Source organism: Streptomyces sp. NPDC020731 (genome assembly GCF_044334705.1).
Lineage (GTDB): Bacteria > Actinomycetota > Actinomycetes > Streptomycetales > Streptomycetaceae > Streptomyces.
The window spans coordinates 155,590-178,116 of record NZ_JBIRTN010000008.1; the positions used below are offsets into that span (position 1 = coordinate 155,590).

Consider the following 22,527-nt stretch of genomic DNA (forward strand, 5'->3'; position numbering starts at 1 on the left):
TGGAGGTGGCGAGCGCCACCGACGTACGCGAACCGACGCGCTTCCAACCGCGCCCCCGGCATCCTCGGCATGCTGAGCGCGTGCCCTGATCCGGTCGCCGACCTGCCACGCCGTGCCCCCTTCCAGTAAGTGGCCTTAGCCACTTACTGGATAGTGGCATTGGCCACTTGTGCCGCGCAAGCGGTTCGCGCAACTGACGCCCTGTCAGGTCATGTCAACGGATAGCCCTGCTCGAACGCCCAACGGTGCGGCGGGTACGTGGCTTCGGCGAACTCCAAGGGCCGGTCCTGCATGTCGTAGACGACGTGGTGGACGACCAGCACGGCAGAGCCCGGTTCGAGACTCAGGTCGGTGGCCTCTTCGTCGGTGGCACCCCGAGCGCACATACGGTCCTCGGCGTAACTCCCCTGCCGTCCCGTCATGTTCTCGACGTACATCAGGGTTCCCTCCTGGATCCGCCCGGGATCCGTGAGCTTGGGCGCGCGCTGACCGACATCGGGAGCGAACCAGGAGGTGGACAACGTGATGGGCCCATCCTGGTTGTTGGTCACGCGCCGGCGATGCACGGCCCGGCGATCCTTGACCAGCCCGAGAGCCTCAGCGACGTGTTCCGGAGCGTCCATCCACCCGGCCGAGGTGATCACCGCGTACTCACCGGGCGTGTAGATCTTCCCGGTCTGACGAGCTCTGCCGTACAACTCCCGCGCACGCCGGTTGACTTCCAGGCTCCGTACGTACGTACCCGAGCCTTGCCGCTTCTCGACGAGCCCCTGATGACTCAGTGCCTCCAGGGCGCGGGCCGCGGTCGGGCGGGAAACCTTCCAGTCAGCGGCCAACTGCCGTTCCGACGGCACCTCGTCACCCGCTCGCAAGTCGCCCCGAAGGATCTGATCGCGGATGTGGTGAGCGATCTGAAGGTACTTCGGCTGCGCCTCCTCGATCTGCGGCACGTCTCCTCCTCGTCCAAGTGGCTATGGCCTCTAGCCACTATAGAGTGAGTGGCTAATACCAGAACCCGTAATGTTGACCACATGACGCGGTTGATCGTCGCAGCAGGAGGAGGGGGCGACGCAGTCGCCGCCGCAATGCTTCACGCCGCCCAGTACGGCGACGAGGACCAGGCGGTGATCCTCACCTACGCGTGGGAACGTCTCTTGGTCGACCCGGTAGCGGGCCCCCGCAGCGCACACGACTTCACCGGCCTCGAACCCGTCACCCGGTCCGTCCGGTCAGTACCGGCGACTGCCCGTCCGATCGCTCCCGTAGGGTCTACCCTTCCCCGCCTCGCAGCCGAGCTTCCCCAGACGTTCGCCCTTCTCGACCCGCAGCGCGGAGTCGAAGGCGTGACGAACCAGCTGGAGGAGCTGGTCACCCACCTGACGCCGGAGTCGATCGACCTCCTGGACGTCGGCGGAGACATCCTCGCCGGCGGCGACGAACCGACCCTCAAGAGCCCACTCGCCGACGCACTGACCCTTGCAGCGTGCTGCCGGGTAGAAGCGACTGTCCGGCTCCTGGTCGCCGGCCCCGGCCTGGACGGCGAGCTGTCAGCAGACGATCTTTGCCCGCTGCTGGGCCCCGTCGTCCATACCTTCACAGCGGAGGACGTAGCCCCGATCAGCAGCGTCCTGGAGTGGCACCCGTCCGAAGCCACGGGCATGCTCGCGGCGGCGGCCCGAGGAGTGCGCGGCACGTGCGAGGTACGCGACGCCGGCCTCCCTGTGCCGCTCACGGACGCGAGCGCGCAGCTGCACGAAGTCGACCTGGACGAGGCACTGAGCCACAACGCTCTGGCCCGAGCCATCATGGCGACGACGTCCTTGGATGAAGCCGAGACCCACAGCCGCGAGATCTGCGGCTTCTCGGAGATTGACTACGAGCGCAACAAGGCCACCTGGTTGAAGGACCAGCCACCGGCAGCACTCGACACGGAAGCGGTACTGCGCCAACTCGACCAGTTCGAGTCAGAGGCCCACGCCCGCGGAGTCACGCACACAACGTTCCGCCACCTCACCGAGGTCCTGAACCTCAACGGCGCCCAGCGCGGCGACCTGCGGCAACTCCTGCTGTCTAGGCGCCCGGAGCAGTACGCAGCTCCACTCTGGCGCATCCTCAGCACCACTTGAGTTACAACTTTCTCTACTGGTTCAAGGCGGCTCGCTCCGCTCACCGCGCGCGGCCCGGCCCCCGGCCGGGCCTGCGCTCCTGTCTCCGCCCCGCTCCAGCCCGGCCGGCGCCCGTGCCACGCTCATGGCGATCAGCCGCCTTGACGCCAATGAAGTGGTGCATCGTGGCTGGGGCGGTCGGCTCCACGGCTTTAGCCACCTCCCCGGTCAGGGTCCCGCGTCGAGCAAGACCAGGGGGCCACTCGTGCTAATTGCGGTCAGGCCCAAAGCCTGCCCGAGTTGCCAACCAGCGTACGGCCCCCTGATCATGCTCGACCCCAAACCGGGCAGGCCACCGACCAAACCCGCTCCACCGACCTCGCTCCTGTCTGACGCAAGTGCCGCCTGGCGAGCGAGTCTACGCATCACCCTTGTCAATAAGACTCGGGTCGAACGCGTCACGAGAATCGCGTTGCGACATCCTTGACAGCAAGGCCGACCGATAAGGCTCTCGAAGGCGCCCAACTCTTTTCACACCATAGAACACAGTTGAGGTCTCAATCGAGATGAGCGACTGCAGGGCCGGCGAAGCCACAGTGCAAGTCAGAGCGGCGGTAATTTGATCGGCCCCTTTACCTGCAATCCGGTGAGGCTGCATAGCCTTGTACGCTGCCACCTTCTTCACAACCCAGGAACGCAAGATATTGAAACGCTCCTGCCAATTTGGCAATACGTGGTCAGGCATCGCTTGATCCGAGGAAAGCCAGCCAGCTCCTTGATCATTAAGCACGCACATATCAAGCGCCGTCAGGGGCACATACTGCTGCTGACTGAGCCTGACTTCAACACCGCCACCCGATTCCGAGAAGAAGAATGGGAGGTCAAATGAAGTCGCATTACCCCCACCGGGCTGCGCAATGACTCGCCCATTGACGGGGCGCTTTAACGGCGCAAGCCTGACAAATTCGAGGTCATTGTTTCTCTTACCGTTGTGTCGAACTGCCAAATCACACGGCTGCGCCAGCAGGATCATGTAGTTTTCGGCGCCATCCTGCCTCGGCACTCGAGCTGCAGAGTCGTCCTCTTTCTCAGCTCCGCTCTTCCCACCCTTCGCCAGTTCGAAAGAATGAGGCTTGTCAATGAATTTCTGGAAGCAGAAAACATCTCCCACTTCTAGTGGAAAATGCAACTGCGTCAAATGATCCGATGATTCGAAATATTCCAACCGCTCAATCTCGGCAAGCTCTCTCCTGACTCTGTCAGGGTCGGGCGAATTCGGCAATTTGACCCGACTCAGCTTCGTCACTATGCGGTTCGAATTGTGTACGTTTTCATCGGCCCGCAGTTTGGCACGCACTGAGTCCTGGGTGAAGGCTGTGGCAATCCTGAGCAGTGTTTCAGGGCCCCATGTCCCGTCTGTCAGCCTGTCCCCGTTCAGAGCGGCCTCCAGGGTGTACGGGTCGATGTCCCCAACCTTTGATATCGCCTCACCCCATGTACCCTTCACCGCAACAGCAAGGCTCTGTTGCATGCGCTCCAACGCCGGCGCGAGCAGAGTAAGTTTCAGCATTCGGGGAAAGCCGACCTGGCTAACAGCCAGGTGCCCTTTGGCGATGACTAGAAATCGGGAGGAGTCCGCATCAAACTTCTTTGCAAGAGCCTTCCATACTTCGATTTCTGCATCAGCATCGGCAACTGTGTGAGTCAGAAGACCGATACGCCAATTTTCTGGAGCATCATGCAGGAGAACAGCGATTTCCCGCTCACCGGCGTCTTCTGAGGCCCCTTCTCTACTGAAGTCGCGGTCAAAGAGAATCAACGTGCTCTTGCCGTCGATTAGCAGGGCACTCCGCTGTTCGCGCCAGGAAGATAGGGAAAGAGTGATGAACTCTCGCGAGTCGGCAAGCAACTCCCTTAAATTCGCTGCGGCTGGCTCGTCCTCTTCCGGCGAAGATTCTAGCGGGTCAGAATCGAACCCTCCGTCGACCGCGGAACGGATCTGCGCACGCTCGACCTGGTTTAGGTTCCCCCATACTTTTCTAACCTCGTCGGCGACTAGTTCCAGTGGCGTAGAGGAGTCCTCATCGACTTCCAAAGACGGAATGGTTTCAGCGATCTTCTGTAAGTCCGCCATCTGCAGCAGGCCATCGGCGAGTGCAGCAAAGACGTCTTCACCATCGTCTTCACGCTCGGCGTACCAGTCATCGACGCAGATAATCCGGTCGACTCGCGCAAGAGTCAGCAGCTCCTGTGAAGCCGCTTTGGCGTCGAAGGGCACAACGACCGTGGAGCTTGGCTGCGCAGGGATGGCCGGCGCGTTGGCGTCGACACCAGTCGCCGCGGCCTCCATGGTGTTCCCATCACGCTTCAACACGCATCCCCCCTAGATCCAAACGGAATTTGAACAGTCGCCCGTTTACATTACGCTCGGACGCTAGCTCGATTGTGCACCCCTCAGAATCGAGCAACTGCGTTACGACATAGAGCCCAAGCCCTCTACCCTCTCCCCGTTTCTTGAAAGAAACAAACGGTTCGAAGAGTGTCGCTTCAACGCTTCTATCGATTCCACGACCATTATCGCTAACTGTCACCACAGGCGAGTTCACTCTGATAGAGATCTCGGGTGCCTCTTGCGCGCCCATCCGATGGTCTTGGAGCAGCCAATACTCGCTATTCAGTACGAGATTATCAATTACCTGGGTGAGTTTCCCTCGGTTCACTTTAACATCGAAATCGCGTTCAACCGAAACGACGATAGCGATTGGCCCTTTACTCAATCGCTCACGATGATAGCCAACCATTTCCTCACAGAAGCTGGAAACTGAAAGCTGCTCCCGACGCTCACGCATGTAGCGCAGCGCAGGATTTAGGTGGCCCAATTGACGCTTCAGTGCACTTGCGGCGGACTGAATGTACTGCACGTAGTTTAGGATTCGCCTGTCCGCGATTTCAGCGTCGACGAGGTACCTGCGAAGTTGTGTACTCCTAACGGAGATACCCTCTGCGACATGTGCAACCTCATGGGAAACTGCTTCAGCCGTGAGACCCAGAGATACTGTTTCCCAGGTTTGTGCTAGTTGAGACCGAATCTGCTCCGACTGACTTTTAAGTACGTCCAGCACTGCTTGCTCTGAGTCCAGGGAGTCGAAAATTGCCTCGATCCCGGAGACCGACTCTTCAGTTCGCTTTTCACGAGCGCGCAGATTGGTTAGTTCTTTTTCAATGGCCGGATCTACGGAGCCAGCGAAGAGTGATCGCTGGCTTGCATCGAGCTCTCTAGCCACCCGCTCGTGGCCTTTGGTGGCCTCGTCTGCGTCTTTCCGAATGCTTTTGATATGTTGCTTCGCAGTTACAATAGTGTGCTTGTGCGTGTTCTCGACATGTTGGATGAGTACCTCAGTGCTGGCTTCCGGATCGAGCCCGGCCGCAGAGATACTCGTTTCCTGGCGATACTCATTGTAGGAACGGCGAATGAACGTCTGAAACTGCTCCGTAAAGGAACGCCAGGCCTGCAAAAGTGCCATAAAGTTGCGATAGTGCGGCGTGTCAGCAAAACCCTCGCGGTCGGTTGTCTCGATCAGTTGCCCGTTATCGCGAGCGGAGATGTCGATGAAGCCCAACGTGTTCTCAGGCCGAAGCGCGTAAAAAGAAGAACCGCTCGTCTGAGATTTCCGCAGCCCGACCCAGTCTTCATCCATCCGAACGCCGAACCCGTCACGGTATACGCGGAGGCCGGCCAAGCTCTTCAAATACGTTCGGAACTCGCTTCGAGAGCCGAACGCGTCGGGTTGCCCCTGCCCCAGAGTCACGTAATCTACTTCACCGTTGAATCTTCCTGGATCGGCAGGAGCACTGTCAGATCCGATTCCACCCGTCCCGTGTAGCGCCACGTTATCGAGATCTGCCAACCGGATTGACCGGTGGGCTCGCAACAGGTACGGAGAATCAGCCCGGTGGCACTCAAAGGCTTCCATCTGCTTAGCCCGACTTTGGTGCAGCCAATCCATAAACGCATTGCCTGAATCACTGTGCAGCAACGCTTCAAAAGCTGCTCTATCCTCTGGCCTCGCTCGATCTTGAGGCGCCCAATAGCTCAGGGCCGCTTCACCAACAATCTCTAGAGTGCCATCGGCATAGTCTAGGAAATAGCGAAGTTCTGCTGCCTGGCGGACCCGCTTGGGCAGCTCATAGAGGTCGATGCGCTCGCCGTCGACCTTCAGGAGAATCTTTAAACCTCTCTCATCACCGTACGGCGAGATCATGACTGAGAGGTCCTTCTGGAGGGCGGACGCGCCCTCGCCAGTGCTGCTCATTGCTGCGCTGCGCCATTGTTCTGGCTCACGAAGGTCAGTAATAGTTAGTGTCGTACCATGACGCTTGCTGGTTGGCCGTGACAAGAGAGTCAGGTCGACTTCACTAAGTGAAGACTTACTCTGGAATTCACGCCAGTCAATGGTCAGCTCATACTCTACGTTCCCGCCCTTAGGGCGGGTTACGATAGTGACAACATCGCCCAGTCTCTGAGCACCAAGCCGGCCGAGTCCTTTGTCTCCGAGAGGTGTCCTACCGCGATCAGTGGCTATCCCACGAGCTTTCATTTCCCGTTTGACCGAATTGCTAATCGTGAGCCAACCTCGCCTGATATCCTCGATCGTCATGCCTGAGCCATTGTCACTCAGCTTGATCGAAGGCTGCTCTTGCTTCCCTGCGGCAGAGAGACCGGTGTCGATTGTGATTTCTGCCCAGGTGCCGTCTGCGTCATATGAATTCTTCACAAGCTCGATAAGGGCTTGCATTGAGTCCGTGATGAGGTCTTCACCTAGCTTGAAGACAACCGAAGGGTGGACTTCTAGGTGGAACACCTCGGGTCCATGCGGTTCAGACATTCGTGGCTCCTTCCTTCACGAACGGGAATCGCAATGGTTGTCACAGGGGCCGCGCATGACCAAGACGCTTTCACTGTTCATCGTCTCTACGCTGGCGTTCCGCGCCGCCATTCTCTTTGATCCACCAGGGATCTTCCTTTCCAGCGTTTCAACGTGTCGAGCTCCGCGAGCTGCCAGTAGGTCTCGAACGATGGCCACCGTAGGCACGCGGACACCGCTAATCTTCCGCTCACCAAGCGTCCAGAACATCCAGGAATTGCTACGCAGACGCGAGACAATCGCGTCAAGCGATTCATCCAGGTCTCGAATGAAAGCAACCATCCTGGTCTGCGCGTTGCGTGGATGGCCGTGCAATTGGTCAAGACACTGTGCGAATGCTGCCGACTTGACCCGCAACTCGTCGGCCCAATCGAGGGATCCTTTTAGTTTTCCGCCCAGGCTGATTGAATCAATGGATCGCGTATATTCAAGCAGCTCTTGCCTCATCCCAGGAACGTCAGCCGAGTCGATCCACTGCAATGGCAAGTAACTATGCTGCCCGTAGGTGACTGTCGTAACGTTATCCCCGTAAGGAGGAGACGTCATTAGAATGTCCGCAGTCGCGCGGTACTTTGCCCCTGCAGCACTTCGAGCATCAGCGACTGTGCAGGTGATGGAAAGGCTCGGATTCATATCCAATCCCTGCGCAAGAACCACAGCCTGATCCTCAAGTTGTTCAATTTGAGATGCAGAGATTCGCAGGAACGTATCGATCGCGTTAAGCTGCCGCGCCTGAATTTCTTCGGGCCTGTACGAGTGCAGCTTAACCGTGGAGGTCCGACTGTTGCTCACCAGTCGGATGGTCTCAGCCAGGGCAACCCAGAAGGCCTGGCGGACCACCCTAGGGCGCTCGACCGAGATAGCCCTTTTTAGCTTAGACAGATCTATGGCCACGTCATCGCGAAACCATTTATCTCGGTTAGTAAAGTGGACGATAATTTCGCGGCTTTCGTCCTCTATTACTCGCACGGCAATGCGCTGGCGCACCCTGGCAAGCAGTTCAGGGTCATAGATGTGAGACTTGACGGTCGCCAGAAGAACCGCCAGGGGATTGATATCCGTCCCGTGAAAAGACAGTCCACGCCGCGCCGACTCGAGCATCACCGTGCCAGATCCCATGAAGGGGTCGAGGACGGTCGAGACGGTTGGATCGACTGCTTGCACATCTTCCAGCAGGGCTCCCTGTAGCTGCGGAACCATCATTGCTGGGTAAGCGAAAATGCCATGACCACCCTCACGGCGCGAGCGGCCGATAAATGACCAAAATTCAGGGCTTAACGCAGCACGCTCCCGAAGCCGTGCAGCCAGATCCTCCTCGGCGCCATCGGGTGGCGGGCTCCCAGGCTCTGTCAGGCCCTCCCTCTGCGCGGGGACCCGCTGCGCATCAGCTCTACTGGCGTTCGGCCCCGATGGGCGACCCATCTCACCCTCCATCACGGCAGGGTCCGTCCTTGTGTTGGTCAACCTGGCCCCCCGCCTGCGCAGTTACTGTAAACAAGTTCATTGATTGAAGCAGATGACATGCCGTCACGTCACGGCTACTGGCGGCCAGAGAGGGTGACGAGGCTGCGCTGTTGGCTGATTCGGTGGCATCGCGTGGCCAAACGGTGCCAAGAGTGCGGCTACACGCATGTCAGTTCGTCAGCTTCTGGGGTGTTGTCAGCCATCTGCCTCGGCACGAGCCCACGCTTACCGCTTCCCGAGCGGGCCCCCACAGCTCCTTCGGCGGCCGAGCCACCGGCAACCAGCCACACGGGATTGCTCTCGCGCTGTCGACGGGGCCGGACTGCCTTCCGACGAGGTCAGCAGCATCATCCCCCATGGGAATCGCACTCAATCGGTGCTTCCCCGCGAACGATCTGCTGCAGCTTCTCCCCTCCTGCTTGGTAAGCCGGCGAACCGTCACCAGTGCGGCCATACCCGCCCCTGCTGGGTGCCCGCCATGCCACCAGACGCAATGAGCCATCTGGCGGGTTTCCGGTCATGGCGTTGGTGACTAATCTCTACAGAGATATGGAGTCAGAAGGCGTACCGCAACATCGGCACCGGCACCGGCTCTTCCGGCCCCGGACGTCCCACAGCCGTGTTCCGCGGCCGTGGACTATCCGTGGACTCGTCCCGCGCGGACAACCGTGCGCAGGGCGATGACCTGCGGCAGTGCGGAAGAGCCAAAGGGCCTCCGGAGCCGTTCGCGCAGGTTCGGACCCTGCCGGGGGCACTCGCCGAGGTTCGGCAGGAATCAAGCGCTGACTAGGGTGGACGCCGACAGAAGAGAGCGAGACCCAGTCTCACTGGCTCCCGCTCCTCCTCGTTGTTTCACGCTGGTCGCGATAGACCTGCGTTAGCCTCGCGCTTTCACGTGGCAGGGCGTCCGGTGGTTGATCAGAAACACGGAGAGTGCTCCTGACCTGCAACGATGGGACTTGTCTAGGGTCCAGGTCGTCGCGTGAAAGAAGCACTCTCCAGGTGAAGAAGCGTATCGGGTTCTACCCGCGTGTCCGTACCGAAGGCGGTGGTCACGGGGTGGTTTCCCAGGCCGGCGGGGTGCTGCTGGTGGAGACGGTCCGCAAGACCGGTCTGGATCAGGCGATATCGGCGGCGCTGATGCCGTGGCGCAAGCCACGGGCGATCCATGATCCGGGCAAGGTCCTGCTGGATGTGGCGCTCGCGGTCGCGCTGGGCGGCGACTGCCTGGCCGATGTGGGCATGCTGCGGGCCGAGCCGGCGGTGTTCGGGCCGGTGGCCTCCGATCCCACGGTCTCCCGGCTGATCGACGCGCTGGCAGCGGGCGGGAAGCGTGCGCTGACCGCACTGCGCCAGGCCCGCGCTCAAGTCCGTGAGAACGTGTGGACGTTGGCCGGTGACGCGGCACCGGATGCGGCCGGGCAGGTGGTCGTGGACCTGGACGGGGTGCTGGTCATCGCGCATTCCGAGAAGCAGGACGCGGCCGCGACCTGGAAGAAGACCTTCGGGCACCATCCGCTGATGGGGTTCGTCGACCATGGCCGGGGCGGGTCCGGGGAGCCGGTGGCCGCCCTGCTGCGGCCCGGGAACGCGGGCAGCAACACTGCCGCCGACCACATCGAAGCCGCCCGGCTCGCCCTGGTGCAGCTGCCGAAGAAGTACCGGCGCGGACGGCGGACGCTGATCCGCACCGACTCCGGCGGGGGCACCCACGAGTTCGTCGACTGGCTGTCCGCCCGCGGCCGGTGGCTGTCCTACTCGGTCGGCATGACCATCACCGATGCCATCCACCACGCGGTCCTGAAGGTCCCGGCATCGGCCTGGACGCCGGCCGTCGAGCCCGACGGCGTAGTCCGCGACGGCGCCTGGGTGGCCGAGATCGAGGGCGACTGCCTCAAGGGCTGGCCCAAGGGGATGCGGCTGATCGTTCGGAAGGAACGGCCGCACCCTGGCGCCCAGTTGCGGCTCACCGACGCCGACGGCATGCGCCTGACCTGCTTCGCCACCAACACCAAGAACACCCCGATCACCGAACTGGAGCTGCGGCACCGGCAGCGGGCCCGCGCCGAGGACCGCATCCGTGCCGCCCGCGCCACCGGCCTGCGCAACCTCCCCCTTCACGACGCCGCGCAGAACCAGATCTGGCTGGAGATCGTCCAGATCGCCCTGGAGCTGCTGGCCTGGATGCCGATGCTCGCCCTCACCGGCCAGGCCCGCAGGTGGGAGCCCCGCCGCCTGCGGCTGCGGCTGTTCTCCGCGGCCGCTCAGCTCGTCACCACCGGACGCCGCCGCATCCTCCGCCTCTCCAGGCACTGGCCCTGGACCGGCCTGATCACCGAAGCCCTGCAACGGCTCGCAGCCTTGCCGAACCCCGGCTGACCAGCAACTCCCCGCCCCCACGAGCAGCACCACCCACCCGGAGCCGTGGAACCCGGCGCCCACCCGACGCGACAGCCGGGCCACCGACCTGCCTACCTGCAGAGATAACCACCGCGGACAAGCTGAAAGGGTCCGTCAGCAAGCTGACGGACCCTCATGCAAGATCGAGGTTAGAGGCAACGGCAACCCAGTCAAGACCAGGAGGGCGAGTCGTCCAGCCGCTCCAGGTTGAGCTGATAGGCATTCCTCAGCCGCGTGAAGTCGTAGAAGTCGCCCTGCGGCTCGCGCTTGACGGTCAACAGTCCCTGCGCTTCGAGCTCGTTGCGGCCCTTAGTCCACGTGTCCGAGGACAGGCCGTATCGCTGACGCTTCGCCGTATGGATGTATTGCGGCTCCGAGTGTCCTCCGAGGGCCTCTCTGAGGGCAAACAGTAGGGCTGTTGCCGTCGGCGACAACTGAAGGAGCCAACCGCGCGTCCAGAACTCGACCGGCATGCCAACGTACCGGCCTTCCTCTCTCGGCTGTGTGTAGACCCCTCCATCGCCGGTGGCACTCATCAGCGTGATCGCTGAGGGCCGGCCCCACTGCGGCTGGAGGTCGATGAACTTGTTGTCCGCCAGCCACGTCAAGTTGCTGGCAACTCGCCGTGGTCCCGTCCTTGGGTCGAGTCCGAGCATCTGCGTCCAGCCATTCGGGCCCGGCGGCTTCCGCAGATCAAAGGGTTCCTTCGTGGCCATCATGGTGATGCACATGTAAAGCCGGAGGCGCACCATGCCCCCACGCCCGCCTTGGATGAGCCGAGCAAGAGGCGGAGGTCCGCCGTCACCCTCAGGGGCTATGACGAACGCCGGCGGGAACGGGATGTAGCCCCGTCTCTTCGCCCTGTCCGCCGCCCCCCGGAGGTAGCCGAGCGCCTCAGACCGACGTTCACCAGGCGACACGTCTTTTGCCTTCCTGCAGGAGAAACCGGGATACCAGGGGTACCAGGGGTACCAGGGGGTTCATGGGTCTTCTATAGATTCCGCCACAGCGGTCGAGAGACTACAGCAAGAGCGCATCACACTGCAGCACAAAGGGAAATAAGCCCTTCACTACCGCAGGCGTCTCCTTTACAGACGACATTCACCCCTTTTGACCTGCCATTTTCTGCCTGCCAGCATCGTCGTCAGTCACACGGGACATCGCAGAGCGGCCCGCTTAGAGGCTGCCGCGACTCCACTGATGAGGGGATTGATGCAGATTGTCCGATCACGACTCATCGCTTCGTGGCCTCTGGGCAGCGGTCATCATGCTCGGTGCGCTCGTCGTCGCAATGCTGAGCACGGCCGCTCTCTGGACGGTGGGAGCACCCGCATACGCCTCACTTGGGGCAGGAGGTGCCACTTTCATCGGTGTCGCCACCCTGGGGTTCGCCCTCAGGAAGTTCTTGACTGAGTAACCCCGGATGGCGGCGAGGCTTGGAGCGGCCGAAGGCAGGCCAATGGGTATTGACGCCCGACGGCCCGCCTTCGGCTCCCCACCCAAAGGGTCCGTGCCATTTGCGTGCCAGATCCTGCGGGAAACCGCAGGGAGCAGCGGGGACTTGCGCCAAGTCCGCTCCGGGCTTCAACACCACCCCACGGCAGGTCAGCGCAGCAGCCGTCACCAAAAGCCCAAGCTTCCCAAGCTCAGAGCCTGTTGGCTTGTTCAGGGCGACGGCGTGAAGCCGGCGGAAAGGTCCAGGTGGAACGGGGAGCCCGGAGCCGTTGGGGTCCAGCCCTCACAAAGAGCAAGCTGGATGGTCTGGGCAACGTCGGATGGCAGTACGGGCTTGGCTTCGCGTCCGAACCAGTTGCTCGGGTGCGGCTGGTCGGTCGTGACCACGAGCGTTGTCCCGGGGACGTCTGCGTGCTCAACCACGAACGTGCACGGTGTCCAGGCAAGGGCCTGGAAGTAGGTCGGCCTGCGGCGCAACCGCCAGCGATAGGCCGTACCGTCAACGACGATGCGTCGTGATCCCTTGCGGCCCAGTGCCATGGCTCCTCCTTGACACAGAGGATGCTAGCCAGTCCAGCCCGCCCGGGCGTCTCAGTTTCCGTCTCATTCAGCCCCGTTCACAGCCATTCAAGCGAGACCACGAGTCGGCTGCAGTCCACGAGCGGGCAGCCCATGAACGCAGGTGAACACCTCTGCACACAGCTCGCCGTCCCTCCAACACAGTTGGAAAGCGTGCTCCCTTGAGCAACCGCCTTGGGCCACCGTGCACCGCTGCGCGGAGCAGTGCGCCTTCCACAGAGGACATGTGCCCGGCAATCCTGCAATGGTCCGCACGACGGTCGAGACCGGGGGTGGGAAGCGTGGCTCGTACGCAGTCCAGGTGTGGAGCGCTCACGGAGAAGGGCACTCGGTGCCAGCGGCTGGCGATGGTCGGTGCGTCGCGATGCAACCTGCACCGTGGCGAGTGGTCGTCGTACACCATTGAGAAGCGCAAGGAAGCCGAACGCAAGTCGAAGACACGTAAGCGGCGCAAGTGACCCAGCCGGTGTGAGGTGACATCCATGGCTGACATCGACGACAGCGGACAGGGGCGGCGTCGCGCCCTCTGACGCGGCAGCGGCAGAGTGTCAGCGGGGATCAGTCCTCGCCTACCTGCAGCAACACCGCGGTGAAGGACCCGCCGGTCCCGCAACGACCCCATCGAAGGTATGTCGGGTGACCGGGGTCCACGCTCGCGCTCCGGGCACGAGTTCAGTGATACTCGTGTACCAGGCGGCCTCATAGCCCAGCAGACGGACAACACGTTCCGCCGCTCTACGGGCGTGGGCGCGGCCTCGGCGTGCTGGGCCCGGGAACACGAGGTCGTAGGTCGCCAGGTAGGTCAAGAGCTCCACTGCGCGCTCAGCGTCGATCTGCAAGAGTGCGTCGTCGATCTCTACTGGTGTGTCCGGGCCGACTGCACCTTCCACTGCATACTGCTTCCAAGCCTCTTCAGCCTCGGCGGCCACTTGGCGAACGAGTCCCGAAACGGATCCGCCGACCTGGTCGACCACGCGGCCGAAGACCCCGCCTTCTCGCGACAGAGAGCCAGTAAGAGCGCGCAGTTCCGCAGCTACGTCCACCGTGCCATTCTCTACTGGGCCACCCCCGACCCGACCACGACTGTGCCGCATCGTGCGATCCGCGGTGAGTGTCTAACTGCGTGACAACGCCGACGGACAGCGGCGGACAAGCACGGACACTCGCGGATCATCGCCGCAGGTGAGAGGCGCACTCGCTGCAGGTCGAGCCTCCGCCCAAGTTGCTTCGGGACGAAGAGGTCGTGGGTTCAAATCCCGCCACCCCGACAGTGAAGTACCAGGTCAGGGGCCTGATCCGCAGTGCGGGTCGGGCCCCTGGGTGGTTTCGGGGGCCGAGCTGGGGGCCGTACGGGCAGGGCGGCGGTTCTGGTCGTCGGGCTGCGTGCGTGATCACCCGTGCGGGTCCGGGGCGCCTCCTTCCGGGGCGATCAGTCCCGTCTCGTAGGCGAGGACGACGGCCTGGACCCGGTCGCGCAGGTCCAGCTTCGACAGGATGCGGCCGACGTGGCTCTTGACCGTGGTCTGGCTGAGGAAGAGCCGGGAGGCGAGTTCGGCGTTGCTGAGGCCCGTCGCGAGCAGACGCAGCACCTCCAGTTCACGCGGGGTCAGGACGGACAGATCACGGTGCGGAGCGATGGTCTGTGGTTCGTCGTGCTTGGCGAAGCGTTCGATCAGTCGGCGGGTGATCGTGGGGGCGAGGAGAGCATCGCCGGACCGCACCAGGCGCAGGGCGGCCACCAGGTGTTCCGGGGAGACGTCCTTGAGCAGGAAGCCGCTGGCGCCGGCCGTGAGCGCGGCGTAGACGTAGTGGTCGAGGTCGTATGTGGTGAGGACGATGACCCGGGTCTCCTGGGGGCCGTCACCGCCGAGGATGCGCCGGGTGGCCTCGATGCCGTCCGTCTCCGGCATCCGGATGTCCATGAGGACGACGTCGGGCCGCGTGCGACGGACCGCTGCGACAGCCTCGGCCCCGTCGGCCGCCTCAGCGGTCACCTCGATGCCGTCCGCGGCCAGGATCAACTTGAAGCCGGTGCGCACGAGGGCCTGGTCGTCCGCGACGACCACGCGCAGCGGCGGCCTGTCCGCCGTCATGCCGCGCTCCGCGGGATGCGGGCCGTGGCCCGGTAGCCGCCGGCGTGTGTCGGTCCGGCCGTCAGTTCGCCTTCGTAGACGGCCAGTCGCTCACGCAGCCCCAGGTGGCCACGGCCGTTGCCCTCCGCCGGCGGGGAGCCCTTCGCGCCGCCCGTGTCCGTGACCTCGATCTGCAGATCGGTGCCGGTGTAGCCGATGGAGACGGACGCCTCCGCGCCGCGCGCGTGTTTGACGGTGTTGGTCAGCGCCTCCTGCACGACGCGGTACGCCGCGAGGTCCACACCTGGGGGCAGCGGTTGCGGCGGCAGCGACAGCCCGACGCTCACCGGCGTCCTGGCAGCGCGTACCCGCGCGACCAGCGTGAGCCCGGGCTGGGGCTCCAGGCCGTCGGGCTTCTCCTGGTCCGTGGCCGCCAACAGGCCCATCACATGGTTCCGGCCTGCGTCGGCATCGTCGTAGGCGTGGGTCTCGGCAATCTCCTGGCCGTGTCGATGCCGGCCGACACGGAGTCGGTGTACGGCACCGTCCCCCTTTCGGTGACCTGGTGGGTGGATGTCGCGGTGCCGGCCGCCACCCTGCTCGTCGTGGGGCTCGCGGCGCTGATTCCCGCGCGGCGGGCCGGAAAGCTGCACACGGTCGAGGCCCTCGCGGTCGGCAGGGCCCCGCGCGCGGGGCACGGACAGTGGGCACACCGGGCGCTGGGGCGGCTGCCGCTGCCACGACCGGTGACCTACGGCCTCGCCGCCCCGTTCACGCATCCGGTCCGTGCCCTTGCGATGCTGCTCGCGGTGGCGTTCGGCACGGTCGCGGTGACCTTCGCGGTGGGACTGACCTCGTCCCTGAGCGCGGTCGGTGCCTCGCAGGACCCCGGGAGCCGTGCTGCGGTCACGGTCACGACGGCCAGGCTGGACACCGTCGCTCCCCCGCCGCCACCGGGCGTGGGCGGTGGGGCAAGCCCGTCTCCCGTGAGCCGCGGCACGCCCGGCACGTCCGCGCCCGAGCGGGCGGACCCGGCGAAGATCCGGGCCGCCGTCACGTCCCAGCCCGGCTCGGCGTCCTCCTACGGCAAGCTCCGGACCGAGGTCGTCGTGGCCGGCGTCTCCGGCTCGGTCCAGGCCGTCCTCTACGAAGGCGATGCGCGCGACGGCAGCTACGAGATGCTCTCCGGGCACTGGATCACCGGTGAGGGGCAGGTCGTGGTACCCACCCGCTTCCTGGAGCGGACCAGCACCGAGGTCGGCGACACCGTACGGGTGAACCACGGCAAGGAGAGCGCCGACCTGAAGATCGTGGGTGAGTCCTTCGACACCTCGGGCAGTCGGCTGGAGATCCACGCGGACATGGCCGACTTCCCCTCTGCCGAGCCCAGTACGTTCCTCGTCGAGGTGAAGCCCGGTGTCGTGGCGGACGATTACGCCCGGAGGCTCGCGTCGGTCGTACGGCCGCTGGGGGGCGACGCCACGACCGTCCCCCCGGCGGAGCAGGAGGGGGTCATCCTCATCATGGACGCGATGGCCGTGCTGCTCACCCTCATGCTGGTCATCGTGGCCGGCCTCGGCGTCCTCAACTCCGTGGTCCTCGACACCCGGGAACGCGTCCACGACCTGGGCGTCTGCAAGGCGATCGGTATGACGCCGCGGCAGACCGTGGGCCTCGTGCTCGCCCCGGTGGCCGCGATCGGCGGGCTCGGCGGGCTGACGGGCGTGCCGGTGGGGTACGTGCTGCACCGCCTCGTCATGCCGGTGACGGCGCGCGCCGTGGGCACCACCATGCCGTCGTCCGTGCTCGATGTGTACGGTCCGACCCGGCTGCTCCTGCTGGGACTCGGTGGCGTCGTACTCGCCGTACTGGGCGCGCTGGTCCCGGCGGGCCGGGCGGCCTGGACCCGTACGGCCACCGCGCTGCGGACCGAGTAGCACCATGACCGCTCGGCAGCCCGGAGCAGCGGGCCGGTGCCGCGGTGGAGCCGGGCACGGTACGGGGAGCGGCGTGCTTGACCCTCACGTGGCGTCATGCCGCATGGTCGGTGCCATGGCGGAACACCTGACCGTGGGACGCGTGGCCGAGCTGGCCGGCGTGAGCGTCCGCACGCTGCATCACTACGACGAGATCGGCCTCGTGGAGCCGTCCGCGCGGACCGCGGCCGGGTACCGGGCCTACTCGGCCGGCGACGTGGAGCGGCTGCGGGAGGTGCTCGGCTACCGGCGCCTCGGCTTCGGACTGCGCGAGATCGCGGCTCTGGTGGACGATCCGGCCATCGACGCGGTCGCGCGTCTGCGGCGGCTGCGCGGCCTGCTGCGGGAACAACACGATCGCACCGCCGCCATGGTGGCGGCCATCGACGAGGAACTGGAGGCACGGGCCATGGGCGTCAGGACGACACCGGAGGATCAACTGAAGCTGTTCGGAGCGCAGTTGTATGAGTCCATCGGGTCGGCGTACCCGGTGACGCGGCGCACCGAGCCGCGGATCGCCGCGCGGATCCGGGAAGCGCTCGGGGACGCCCGGACGGTACTGAACGTCGGGGCCGGCACCGGTTCCTACGAGCCGACGGACCGCGAGGTCACGGCGGTGGAACCGTCGGCGGTGATGCGGGCGCAGCGTCCCGCGGGTGCGGCGCCGTGCGTGGCCGCCAGTGCGGAGCGCCTGCCGTTTCCCGACCGGTCCTTCGACGCCGCGATGGCGGTCAGCACCGTTCACCACTGGCCGGACCCGGTCGCCGGACTGCGCGAGATGCGGCGGGTGGCCCGCCGCGTGGTGGTCTTCACCTACGACGCCAGTACGCCCGGCTGGCTCGAGCGGTTCTGGCTCACCCGTGACTACCTGCCCGAGTTCGCCGGCCTTCTGGCCGACTGGCCCTCACTGGCCGACATGACCCGTGCGATCGGGGGCCGCGCGGAGCCGGTGCTCATCCCGTGGGACTGCGCCGACGGCTTCTTCGAGGCCCACTGGCGCCGCCCCGAGGCGTACCTGGACGAACACGTGCGCCGCGCGGTCTCGGTATGGACCAGGGTCGGGCCGCAGGCCGAGCAGCGGGCGGTGGCGGGCCTGCGCGACGACCTTTCCTCGGGCCGGTGGGCCGAACGCAACAGGGACCTCGTCGCCCTCGACGCGGCAGAGCTGGGCCTGCGCCTCCTCGTGGCCTGAGCCATCGTGCGGAAACACCCCGAAGACGCCGGCCCACCGGAATCGATGGACGCCGCCACAGGACCCGGCCCGAAGGCGCGGTCATTCCTCAGCCGTGATCCGGCGTACGTCGTGTTCCCTGATCCGCGTCATGTCCGGGGCTCCGTCTCGGCCCGACGGCGGATCGCAGTGAGCAGGCGGCGCATACCCGGCACGTGGGCCCCGGTACCGATCACGAGCGACCGGTAGCCGCGCCCGGCGCGGCCGGGAAGGTGTCCGCAGCGGCCTGAGCGCCGCACCGGACGACGGACGACGGCCGGCCACCGGTGGTGCCGCAGCCAGGCGCGGATCGCTCTGCCCGGTTCGACACCGCCACCGGGCGGTTCCCGGAGCAACGCCCGCCCCGTCGAACGGATCACGCCGGTGGAGGAGCGGCACGCGCTCGGCGGCGTCCAGGCGGATCACTCGCACGGCGGGCCGGTGCGTCGTCGTCTCCACAGTCTTGCGGTGTCGCGTTCCGAGACCGTCGGCGTGATGCGGGTCACTCTCCGGGCGCTTCGGGGCGGGCATGCGGAATCATGGCCGGAATGGACGCCCGTTTTCGCGGCATCACCGAACTGGTCGACGTCCCGTCCGTGGCGGTCGTGGTCGACGTCATGCGTGCTTTCACGGTGGCCGCCTGGGCCTTTGCCCAGGGGGCGGAGAAGATCGTCCTTGCCGAGTCGCTGGACGAAGCCCTGGCTCTCAAGGCCCGCCACCCGGATTGGGCGGCGCTCAAGGACGGTCCGCCCGCGCCCGGGTTCGACGCCGTCAACTCGCCGGGTCTGCTGCGGTCCGTCGACCTCGGCGGACGGACCGTCGTGCAGAAGACCACGGCGGGGACGGTCGGTGCCCTCGCGGTCAAGGAGGCGTCGCTGGTGCTGTGCGCCGGCTTCGTGGTGGCGGAGGCGACGGCTCGGCTCTTGCGGACTCGCGGATGCGGCAGTGCCACGTTCGTGGTCACGGGCGAGGACGGGCGGGCCGAGGAAGACCTGGCGTGCGCTCAGTACATCGCCCGGAGGGCCACCGGAGCCGGGACGGACGCGGCCGACTTCCTCCGCCGCGCCGGCGCGTCGCGCGCCGCCGCCGAGCTGGCGGAGGGTGTGCGCCAGGGATCCCATCCCGATGACGTCGCACTCTGTCTCGAGCTCGACCGGTTCCCCTTCGCCATGGTGGCGGCCCTGGAGGACTCGCTCATGGTCCTGCGTCCGTGCACCGTGCCTTCGCCGGCCGACGGGGCTTCGATCTGATCCCCGGCGAGGTGCGGCTCCCGCCGTCGTGCGGGGCGGCGCGTCGTCACGGGTCGTGCACTACCGTTCGGGAGTACGCGGGATCCTGCTGGGGGAGAATCGGTGAGCGCTCGGATTCTGGTGGCCGAGGACGACGAGAAACAGGCCCGGCTGGTCCGGATCTATCTGGAGCGGGAAGGCAACGCGGTGCAGGTCGTGGGCGACGGCCGGGCGGCGTTGGAGAAGGCCCGCTCGTCGAAACCCGATCTCATCGTCCTCGATGTGATGCTGCCGCTGGTCGACGGACTTGATGTGTGCCGCATTCTGCGGACCGAATCGGATGTTCCCATTCTCCTTCTCACCGCCCGCACCACCGAGGAGGACATGCTCCTCGGTCTCGACCTGGGCGCCGACGACTACCTCACCAAGCCCTACAGCCCTCGCGAACTGACCGCGCGGGTAAGGGCGTTGCTGCGCCGGTCGGGGAAGGCCGCCGGCTCGGCGGAGCCCGCGGTGCTGCGGGTCGGCGCGGTGGTGCTGGACACCGCGCGCTTCGAGGTCCGGGTGGCGGGGCAGCCCGTGGCCCTGACCGCCAAGGAGTTCGCCGTCCTGGAGGCACTGGCCCGGGAACCGGGCAGGGTCTTCACCCGGGCGCAGATCATCGAGCGTGTCTTCGGCTTCGACCACGGCGTGCAGGAGCGGACCGTCGACGCCCATGTGATGAACCTGCGCCGGAAACTGGAGGCGGACCCCGCGCACCCGCGCCATCTGGAGACGGTGTACGGCCGGGGCTACCGCCTCAACGACGGTCCGGGATCCGCGGCCTCCTGACGCCCGCCTCCCGGAACCACGGGCAGCACGACGGTGAACGTCGTGCCCGCCCCGACCGTGCTGCGCACCTCGATCGTTCCCCGGTGATCGGTCACGATCTGGCGGGCGATGGACAGGCCCAGGCCGCTCCCGCCGGTCGCCCGGCCCCGGGACGCGTCCGCCCGCCAGAAGCGGTCGAAGAGATGCGGCAGGTCCTCCTCCGCTATCCCCCTGCCGGTGTCCCGCACCTCCACGACGGCCAGCTCGCGCCGGGGGACCAGGGCCAGTGTCACGCTGCCGCCCGCCGCGGTCGCCCGCAACGCGTTGCCGACCAGATTGCCGACGACCTGACGCAGGCGGTCGGGGTCGGCGGTCACGAACACGGGCCCGGCCGCCTCCAGTCCGAGCGCGACACCCGCCGCCTCGGCCTGGGCGTGATGGGCCGTGCGGGCGGCTTCCAGCAGCTCCCTCAGGTCGACCTCGGTGGGGTGGTAGGTGAGCGCGCCGGCCTCCGCCAGTGCGAGGTCCTGGAGGTCGTCCACGATCCGCTGCTGCAGCATCGCCTCCTCGTGCAGGGAGGAGAGCAGTTCGGGGGTCGGTTCGACGACGTCGTCCCGCAGGGCCTCCAGGTAGCCGCGCAGATTGGCCAGCGGGGTGCGCAGTTCGTGCGCGATGTCACCGATGAGGCGGCGCTGGCGCTCCTCGCCGGCCTGGAGGGAGTCGGCCATGCGGTTGAAGGCGCCGCCGAGTTGCGCGATCTCGTCCCGGCCGGAGACGGGGACCCGTCGCTCCAGGTCGCCCTCGCCGAGTCCCTTCGCGGCCAGCGTCATGGCCCGGACGGGGCGCAGTACGGCCCTGCTCAGCAGCAGGGCGCCGAGGATGGCGGCGAGGGCGACCCCCATCGCGACGGCCACGGTGGGCGCGGCGGCCAGGGTGGGGGGTGACTCGTCGCGGACGCCCAGGCGGATCTCCAGGCGGGGCGGGGCGACGGAAGCGGTCCGTTCGTCGAACACCCGTTGCAGGCAGGCGGTGGGCCGTCGGTCGGTCCCGCACGGCTTGACCGCGTCGACGTCCTGCGAGGTCGGCGGGTTCGCCCCCGGCTTCGGCTCCTCGCACTGCGCGGGCCGCCGGTCGGGGCTGATCCGGGGCATCCCGGCATCGTCCGCGACGGCCGTCAGCTCCGCTCCGGCCCGGGTCAGGCAGGTCGCGTACGCCACGGCCGCGCGGTAGTCGGCGATCGCCGTGGCGGTGAGTTTCACCGAGGTCCGCGGTGCCCGGCCCGCCGGGAACCGCAGGGCGGGGCGCGGGTCGACCAGGACCGCGGGCCGGCTGCTCGGCGCACGGGGGGCCCGGCCGGCGAGGGCGTCGGAGTCGGCGAGCAGGACGTCCGTCTCCGTGACGACCCGGATGCGCTGGCCGGTGTCCCTGGCGAGCTCGGTCACCGTGGGCGAGAGCCCCTCCCAGGTGCCGTGCGCGAACCCGTACGCGCGCAGGGCGCCGGTGATCCGGGAGACCTCCTGCTCTCCGGCCGCGACGGTCTCCTGGACCTGACGGTTGGCCTGTCGCAGCGTCAGCCAGGCGGTGGCGGCGGTGGCGGCCAACGCCACCAGCATGAGCATGCCGAGGACGCGAATCCGAAAGCTCACCGTGCCTCCTTCAATCGTTTTCGGAATTCAAGAGGGCGTCATCGGCCAACGCCCATAAGGAATGGCTTATTCCTATCAATTTGATACTTTCGGGCCCCTCATGGACGAAAAACGGACACTCGCCAACGGAATTATTTCTTCACCTTAATTCCGGTGTGATCGTACATATGGCCGCGCGCATCCCTGCTGATGCAGAGGCCACCGCCTCCGCTCCGGCCCCGTCCGGCAGCGAACGCGGCACTGACAACACCACACACAGGGGGTACATCATGAAACGACTCGCGGTTCTCGCACCCGTGCTCGCGGCCGTCGCCGTGGCTGTTCCGCTGTCGCTGGCGACGCCGGCCGCCGCGCACGCCTCGTGCGGCACGAACGTCTCCGACAAGGACGGCAGTTCGTGGGGCAAGACGGCCAACGGGGCCAACGAGCGGAGCGGTTCCAGCACCGGCTGCACCATCAAGGGCGTCGCCTACAACACGCAGTCGCTGGACTACCACTGCTACACCGTCGGCAACGACGGCTACACCTGGACGTACGTCAGAAACGACGCCACCGGTGTCACCGGCTGGATCCGTGACGACCTGCTGAGCGACGGCGGCAGCTTCGTCCACTGCGGTTTCTGACGGACCCTCCGCAGCACCGGGCACCACGCAGTG

General features: G+C 65.7%; 16 protein-coding genes. 7 read left to right on the forward strand and 9 right to left on the reverse strand.

All coding sequences use genetic code 11. From position 1 onward, the window contains the following. Positions 1–209 precede the first annotated feature (209 nt). Complete coding sequence (locus ACH4VX_RS14600; protein ID WP_398367740.1) at positions 210–950, reverse strand: GntR family transcriptional regulator; 741 nt, start codon at positions 948–950, stop codon at positions 210–212. Between the two features lie 81 nt (positions 951–1,031). Here ACH4VX_RS14600 and ACH4VX_RS14605 point away from each other — a divergent pair, with 81 nt between their 5' ends. Next, complete coding sequence (locus ACH4VX_RS14605; protein WP_398367741.1) at positions 1,032–2,126, forward strand: DUF1152 domain-containing protein; 1,095 nt, start codon at positions 1,032–1,034, stop codon at positions 2,124–2,126. A 397-nt stretch (positions 2,127–2,523) separates the two neighbouring features. On the opposite strand, the gene ACH4VX_RS14610 is transcribed toward ACH4VX_RS14605, so the two are convergent. Genes ACH4VX_RS14610 through ACH4VX_RS14620 form a run of 3 tightly spaced genes read right to left on the reverse strand, consistent with a single transcriptional unit; the run spans position 2,524 to position 8,464 of the window. Next, positions 2,524–4,479 (reverse strand): hypothetical protein, encoded by a 1,956-nt coding sequence (locus ACH4VX_RS14610; RefSeq protein WP_398367742.1) that lies wholly within the window; start codon positions 4,477–4,479, stop codon positions 2,524–2,526. Continuing rightward, positions 4,466–6,991: an ATP-binding protein gene (locus ACH4VX_RS14615; protein WP_398367743.1), complete on the reverse strand. Its 2,526-nt coding sequence runs from the start codon at positions 6,989–6,991 to the stop codon at positions 4,466–4,468. Before ACH4VX_RS14615 ends, ACH4VX_RS14610 begins: the two co-directional genes overlap by 14 nt. A gap of 15 nt (positions 6,992–7,006) precedes the next feature. Beyond that, positions 7,007–8,464, reverse strand: a complete 1,458-nt coding sequence (locus tag ACH4VX_RS14620) for a hypothetical protein (protein ID WP_398367744.1) — start codon at positions 8,462–8,464, stop codon at positions 7,007–7,009. Between the two features lie 1,032 nt (positions 8,465–9,496). Between ACH4VX_RS14620 and ACH4VX_RS14625 the strand changes: the two genes are divergently transcribed. After that, complete coding sequence (locus ACH4VX_RS14625; protein WP_398367745.1) at positions 9,497–10,873, forward strand: IS1380 family transposase; 1,377 nt, start codon at positions 9,497–9,499, stop codon at positions 10,871–10,873. A gap of 191 nt (positions 10,874–11,064) precedes the next feature. On the opposite strand, the gene ACH4VX_RS14630 is transcribed toward ACH4VX_RS14625, so the two are convergent. The 4 genes from ACH4VX_RS14630 to ACH4VX_RS14645 form a co-directional block, all read right to left on the reverse strand. Then, a complete protein-coding gene (locus tag ACH4VX_RS14630) occupies positions 11,065–11,646 on the reverse strand; it encodes a hypothetical protein (RefSeq protein ID WP_398367746.1) in 582 nt (193 codons plus the stop codon). 913 nt (positions 11,647–12,559) lie between these two features. Beyond that, positions 12,560–12,889 (reverse strand): hypothetical protein, encoded by a 330-nt coding sequence (locus tag ACH4VX_RS14635; RefSeq protein ID WP_398367747.1) that lies wholly within the window; start codon positions 12,887–12,889, stop codon positions 12,560–12,562. 1,430 nt (positions 12,890–14,319) lie between these two features. After that, entirely contained in the window at positions 14,320–15,021 is a 702-nt protein-coding gene (locus tag ACH4VX_RS14640) for a response regulator (RefSeq protein ID WP_398367748.1), read from the reverse strand. After that, a complete protein-coding gene (locus ACH4VX_RS14645) occupies positions 15,018–15,446 on the reverse strand; it encodes an ATP-binding protein (RefSeq protein WP_398367749.1) in 429 nt (142 codons plus the stop codon). The genes ACH4VX_RS14640 and ACH4VX_RS14645 overlap by 4 nt, the downstream gene beginning before the upstream one ends. Before the next feature lie 36 nt (positions 15,447–15,482). Here ACH4VX_RS14645 and ACH4VX_RS14650 point away from each other — a divergent pair, with 36 nt between their 5' ends. From ACH4VX_RS14650 to ACH4VX_RS14665, 4 genes are all read left to right on the forward strand, one after another. Further along, entirely contained in the window at positions 15,483–16,937 is a 1,455-nt protein-coding gene (locus ACH4VX_RS14650; RefSeq protein ID WP_398367750.1) for an FtsX-like permease family protein, read from the forward strand. Between the two features lie 115 nt (positions 16,938–17,052). Next, positions 17,053–18,168 carry a MerR family DNA-binding transcriptional regulator gene (locus ACH4VX_RS14655; protein WP_398367751.1) on the forward strand — a complete coding sequence of 372 codons (1,116 nt, stop codon included), beginning with the start codon at positions 17,053–17,055 and terminating at the stop codon, positions 18,166–18,168. A 566-nt stretch (positions 18,169–18,734) separates the two neighbouring features. Beyond that, positions 18,735–19,436 carry a 2-phosphosulfolactate phosphatase gene (locus ACH4VX_RS14660; protein ID WP_398367752.1) on the forward strand — a complete coding sequence of 234 codons (702 nt, stop codon included), beginning with the start codon at positions 18,735–18,737 and terminating at the stop codon, positions 19,434–19,436. Between the two features lie 102 nt (positions 19,437–19,538). Further along, a complete protein-coding gene (locus tag ACH4VX_RS14665) occupies positions 19,539–20,246 on the forward strand; it encodes a response regulator transcription factor (protein WP_398367753.1) in 708 nt (235 codons plus the stop codon). On the opposite strand, the gene ACH4VX_RS14670 is transcribed toward ACH4VX_RS14665, so the two are convergent. Beyond that, entirely contained in the window at positions 20,207–21,871 is a 1,665-nt protein-coding gene (locus ACH4VX_RS14670) for an ATP-binding protein (RefSeq protein ID WP_398367754.1), read from the reverse strand. The genes ACH4VX_RS14665 and ACH4VX_RS14670 overlap by 40 nt on opposite strands. Positions 21,872–22,140: 269 nt before the next feature. Here ACH4VX_RS14670 and ACH4VX_RS14675 point away from each other — a divergent pair, with 269 nt between their 5' ends. Continuing rightward, positions 22,141–22,494 carry an SH3 domain-containing protein gene (locus ACH4VX_RS14675; RefSeq protein ID WP_398367755.1) on the forward strand — a complete coding sequence of 118 codons (354 nt, stop codon included), beginning with the start codon at positions 22,141–22,143 and terminating at the stop codon, positions 22,492–22,494. Positions 22,495–22,527: the final 33 nt, after the last annotated feature.

Coding starts and splice junctions, on each gene's coding strand:
- ACH4VX_RS14605 (WP_398367741.1), top strand. CDS start 1,032: ATGACGCGGTTGATCGTCGCAGCAGGAGGAGGGGGCGACGCAGTCGCC.
- ACH4VX_RS14615 (WP_398367743.1), bottom strand. CDS start 6,991: ATGTCTGAACCGCATGGACCCGAGGTGTTCCACCTAGAAGTCCACCCT.
- ACH4VX_RS14620 (WP_398367744.1), bottom strand. CDS start 8,464: ATGGAGGGTGAGATGGGTCGCCCATCGGGGCCGAACGCCAGTAGAGCT.
- ACH4VX_RS14630 (WP_398367746.1), bottom strand. CDS start 11,646: ATGGTGCGCCTCCGGCTTTACATGTGCATCACCATGATGGCCACGAAG.
- ACH4VX_RS14635 (WP_398367747.1), bottom strand. CDS start 12,889: ATGGCACTGGGCCGCAAGGGATCACGACGCATCGTCGTTGACGGTACG.
- ACH4VX_RS14640 (WP_398367748.1), bottom strand. CDS start 15,021: ATGACGGCGGACAGGCCGCCGCTGCGCGTGGTCGTCGCGGACGACCAG.
- ACH4VX_RS14645 (WP_398367749.1), bottom strand. CDS start 15,446: ATGGGCCTGTTGGCGGCCACGGACCAGGAGAAGCCCGACGGCCTGGAG.
- ACH4VX_RS14655 (WP_398367751.1), top strand. CDS start 17,053: ATGGCGGAACACCTGACCGTGGGACGCGTGGCCGAGCTGGCCGGCGTG.
- ACH4VX_RS14660 (WP_398367752.1), top strand. CDS start 18,735: ATGGACGCCCGTTTTCGCGGCATCACCGAACTGGTCGACGTCCCGTCC.
- ACH4VX_RS14675 (WP_398367755.1), top strand. CDS start 22,141: ATGAAACGACTCGCGGTTCTCGCACCCGTGCTCGCGGCCGTCGCCGTG.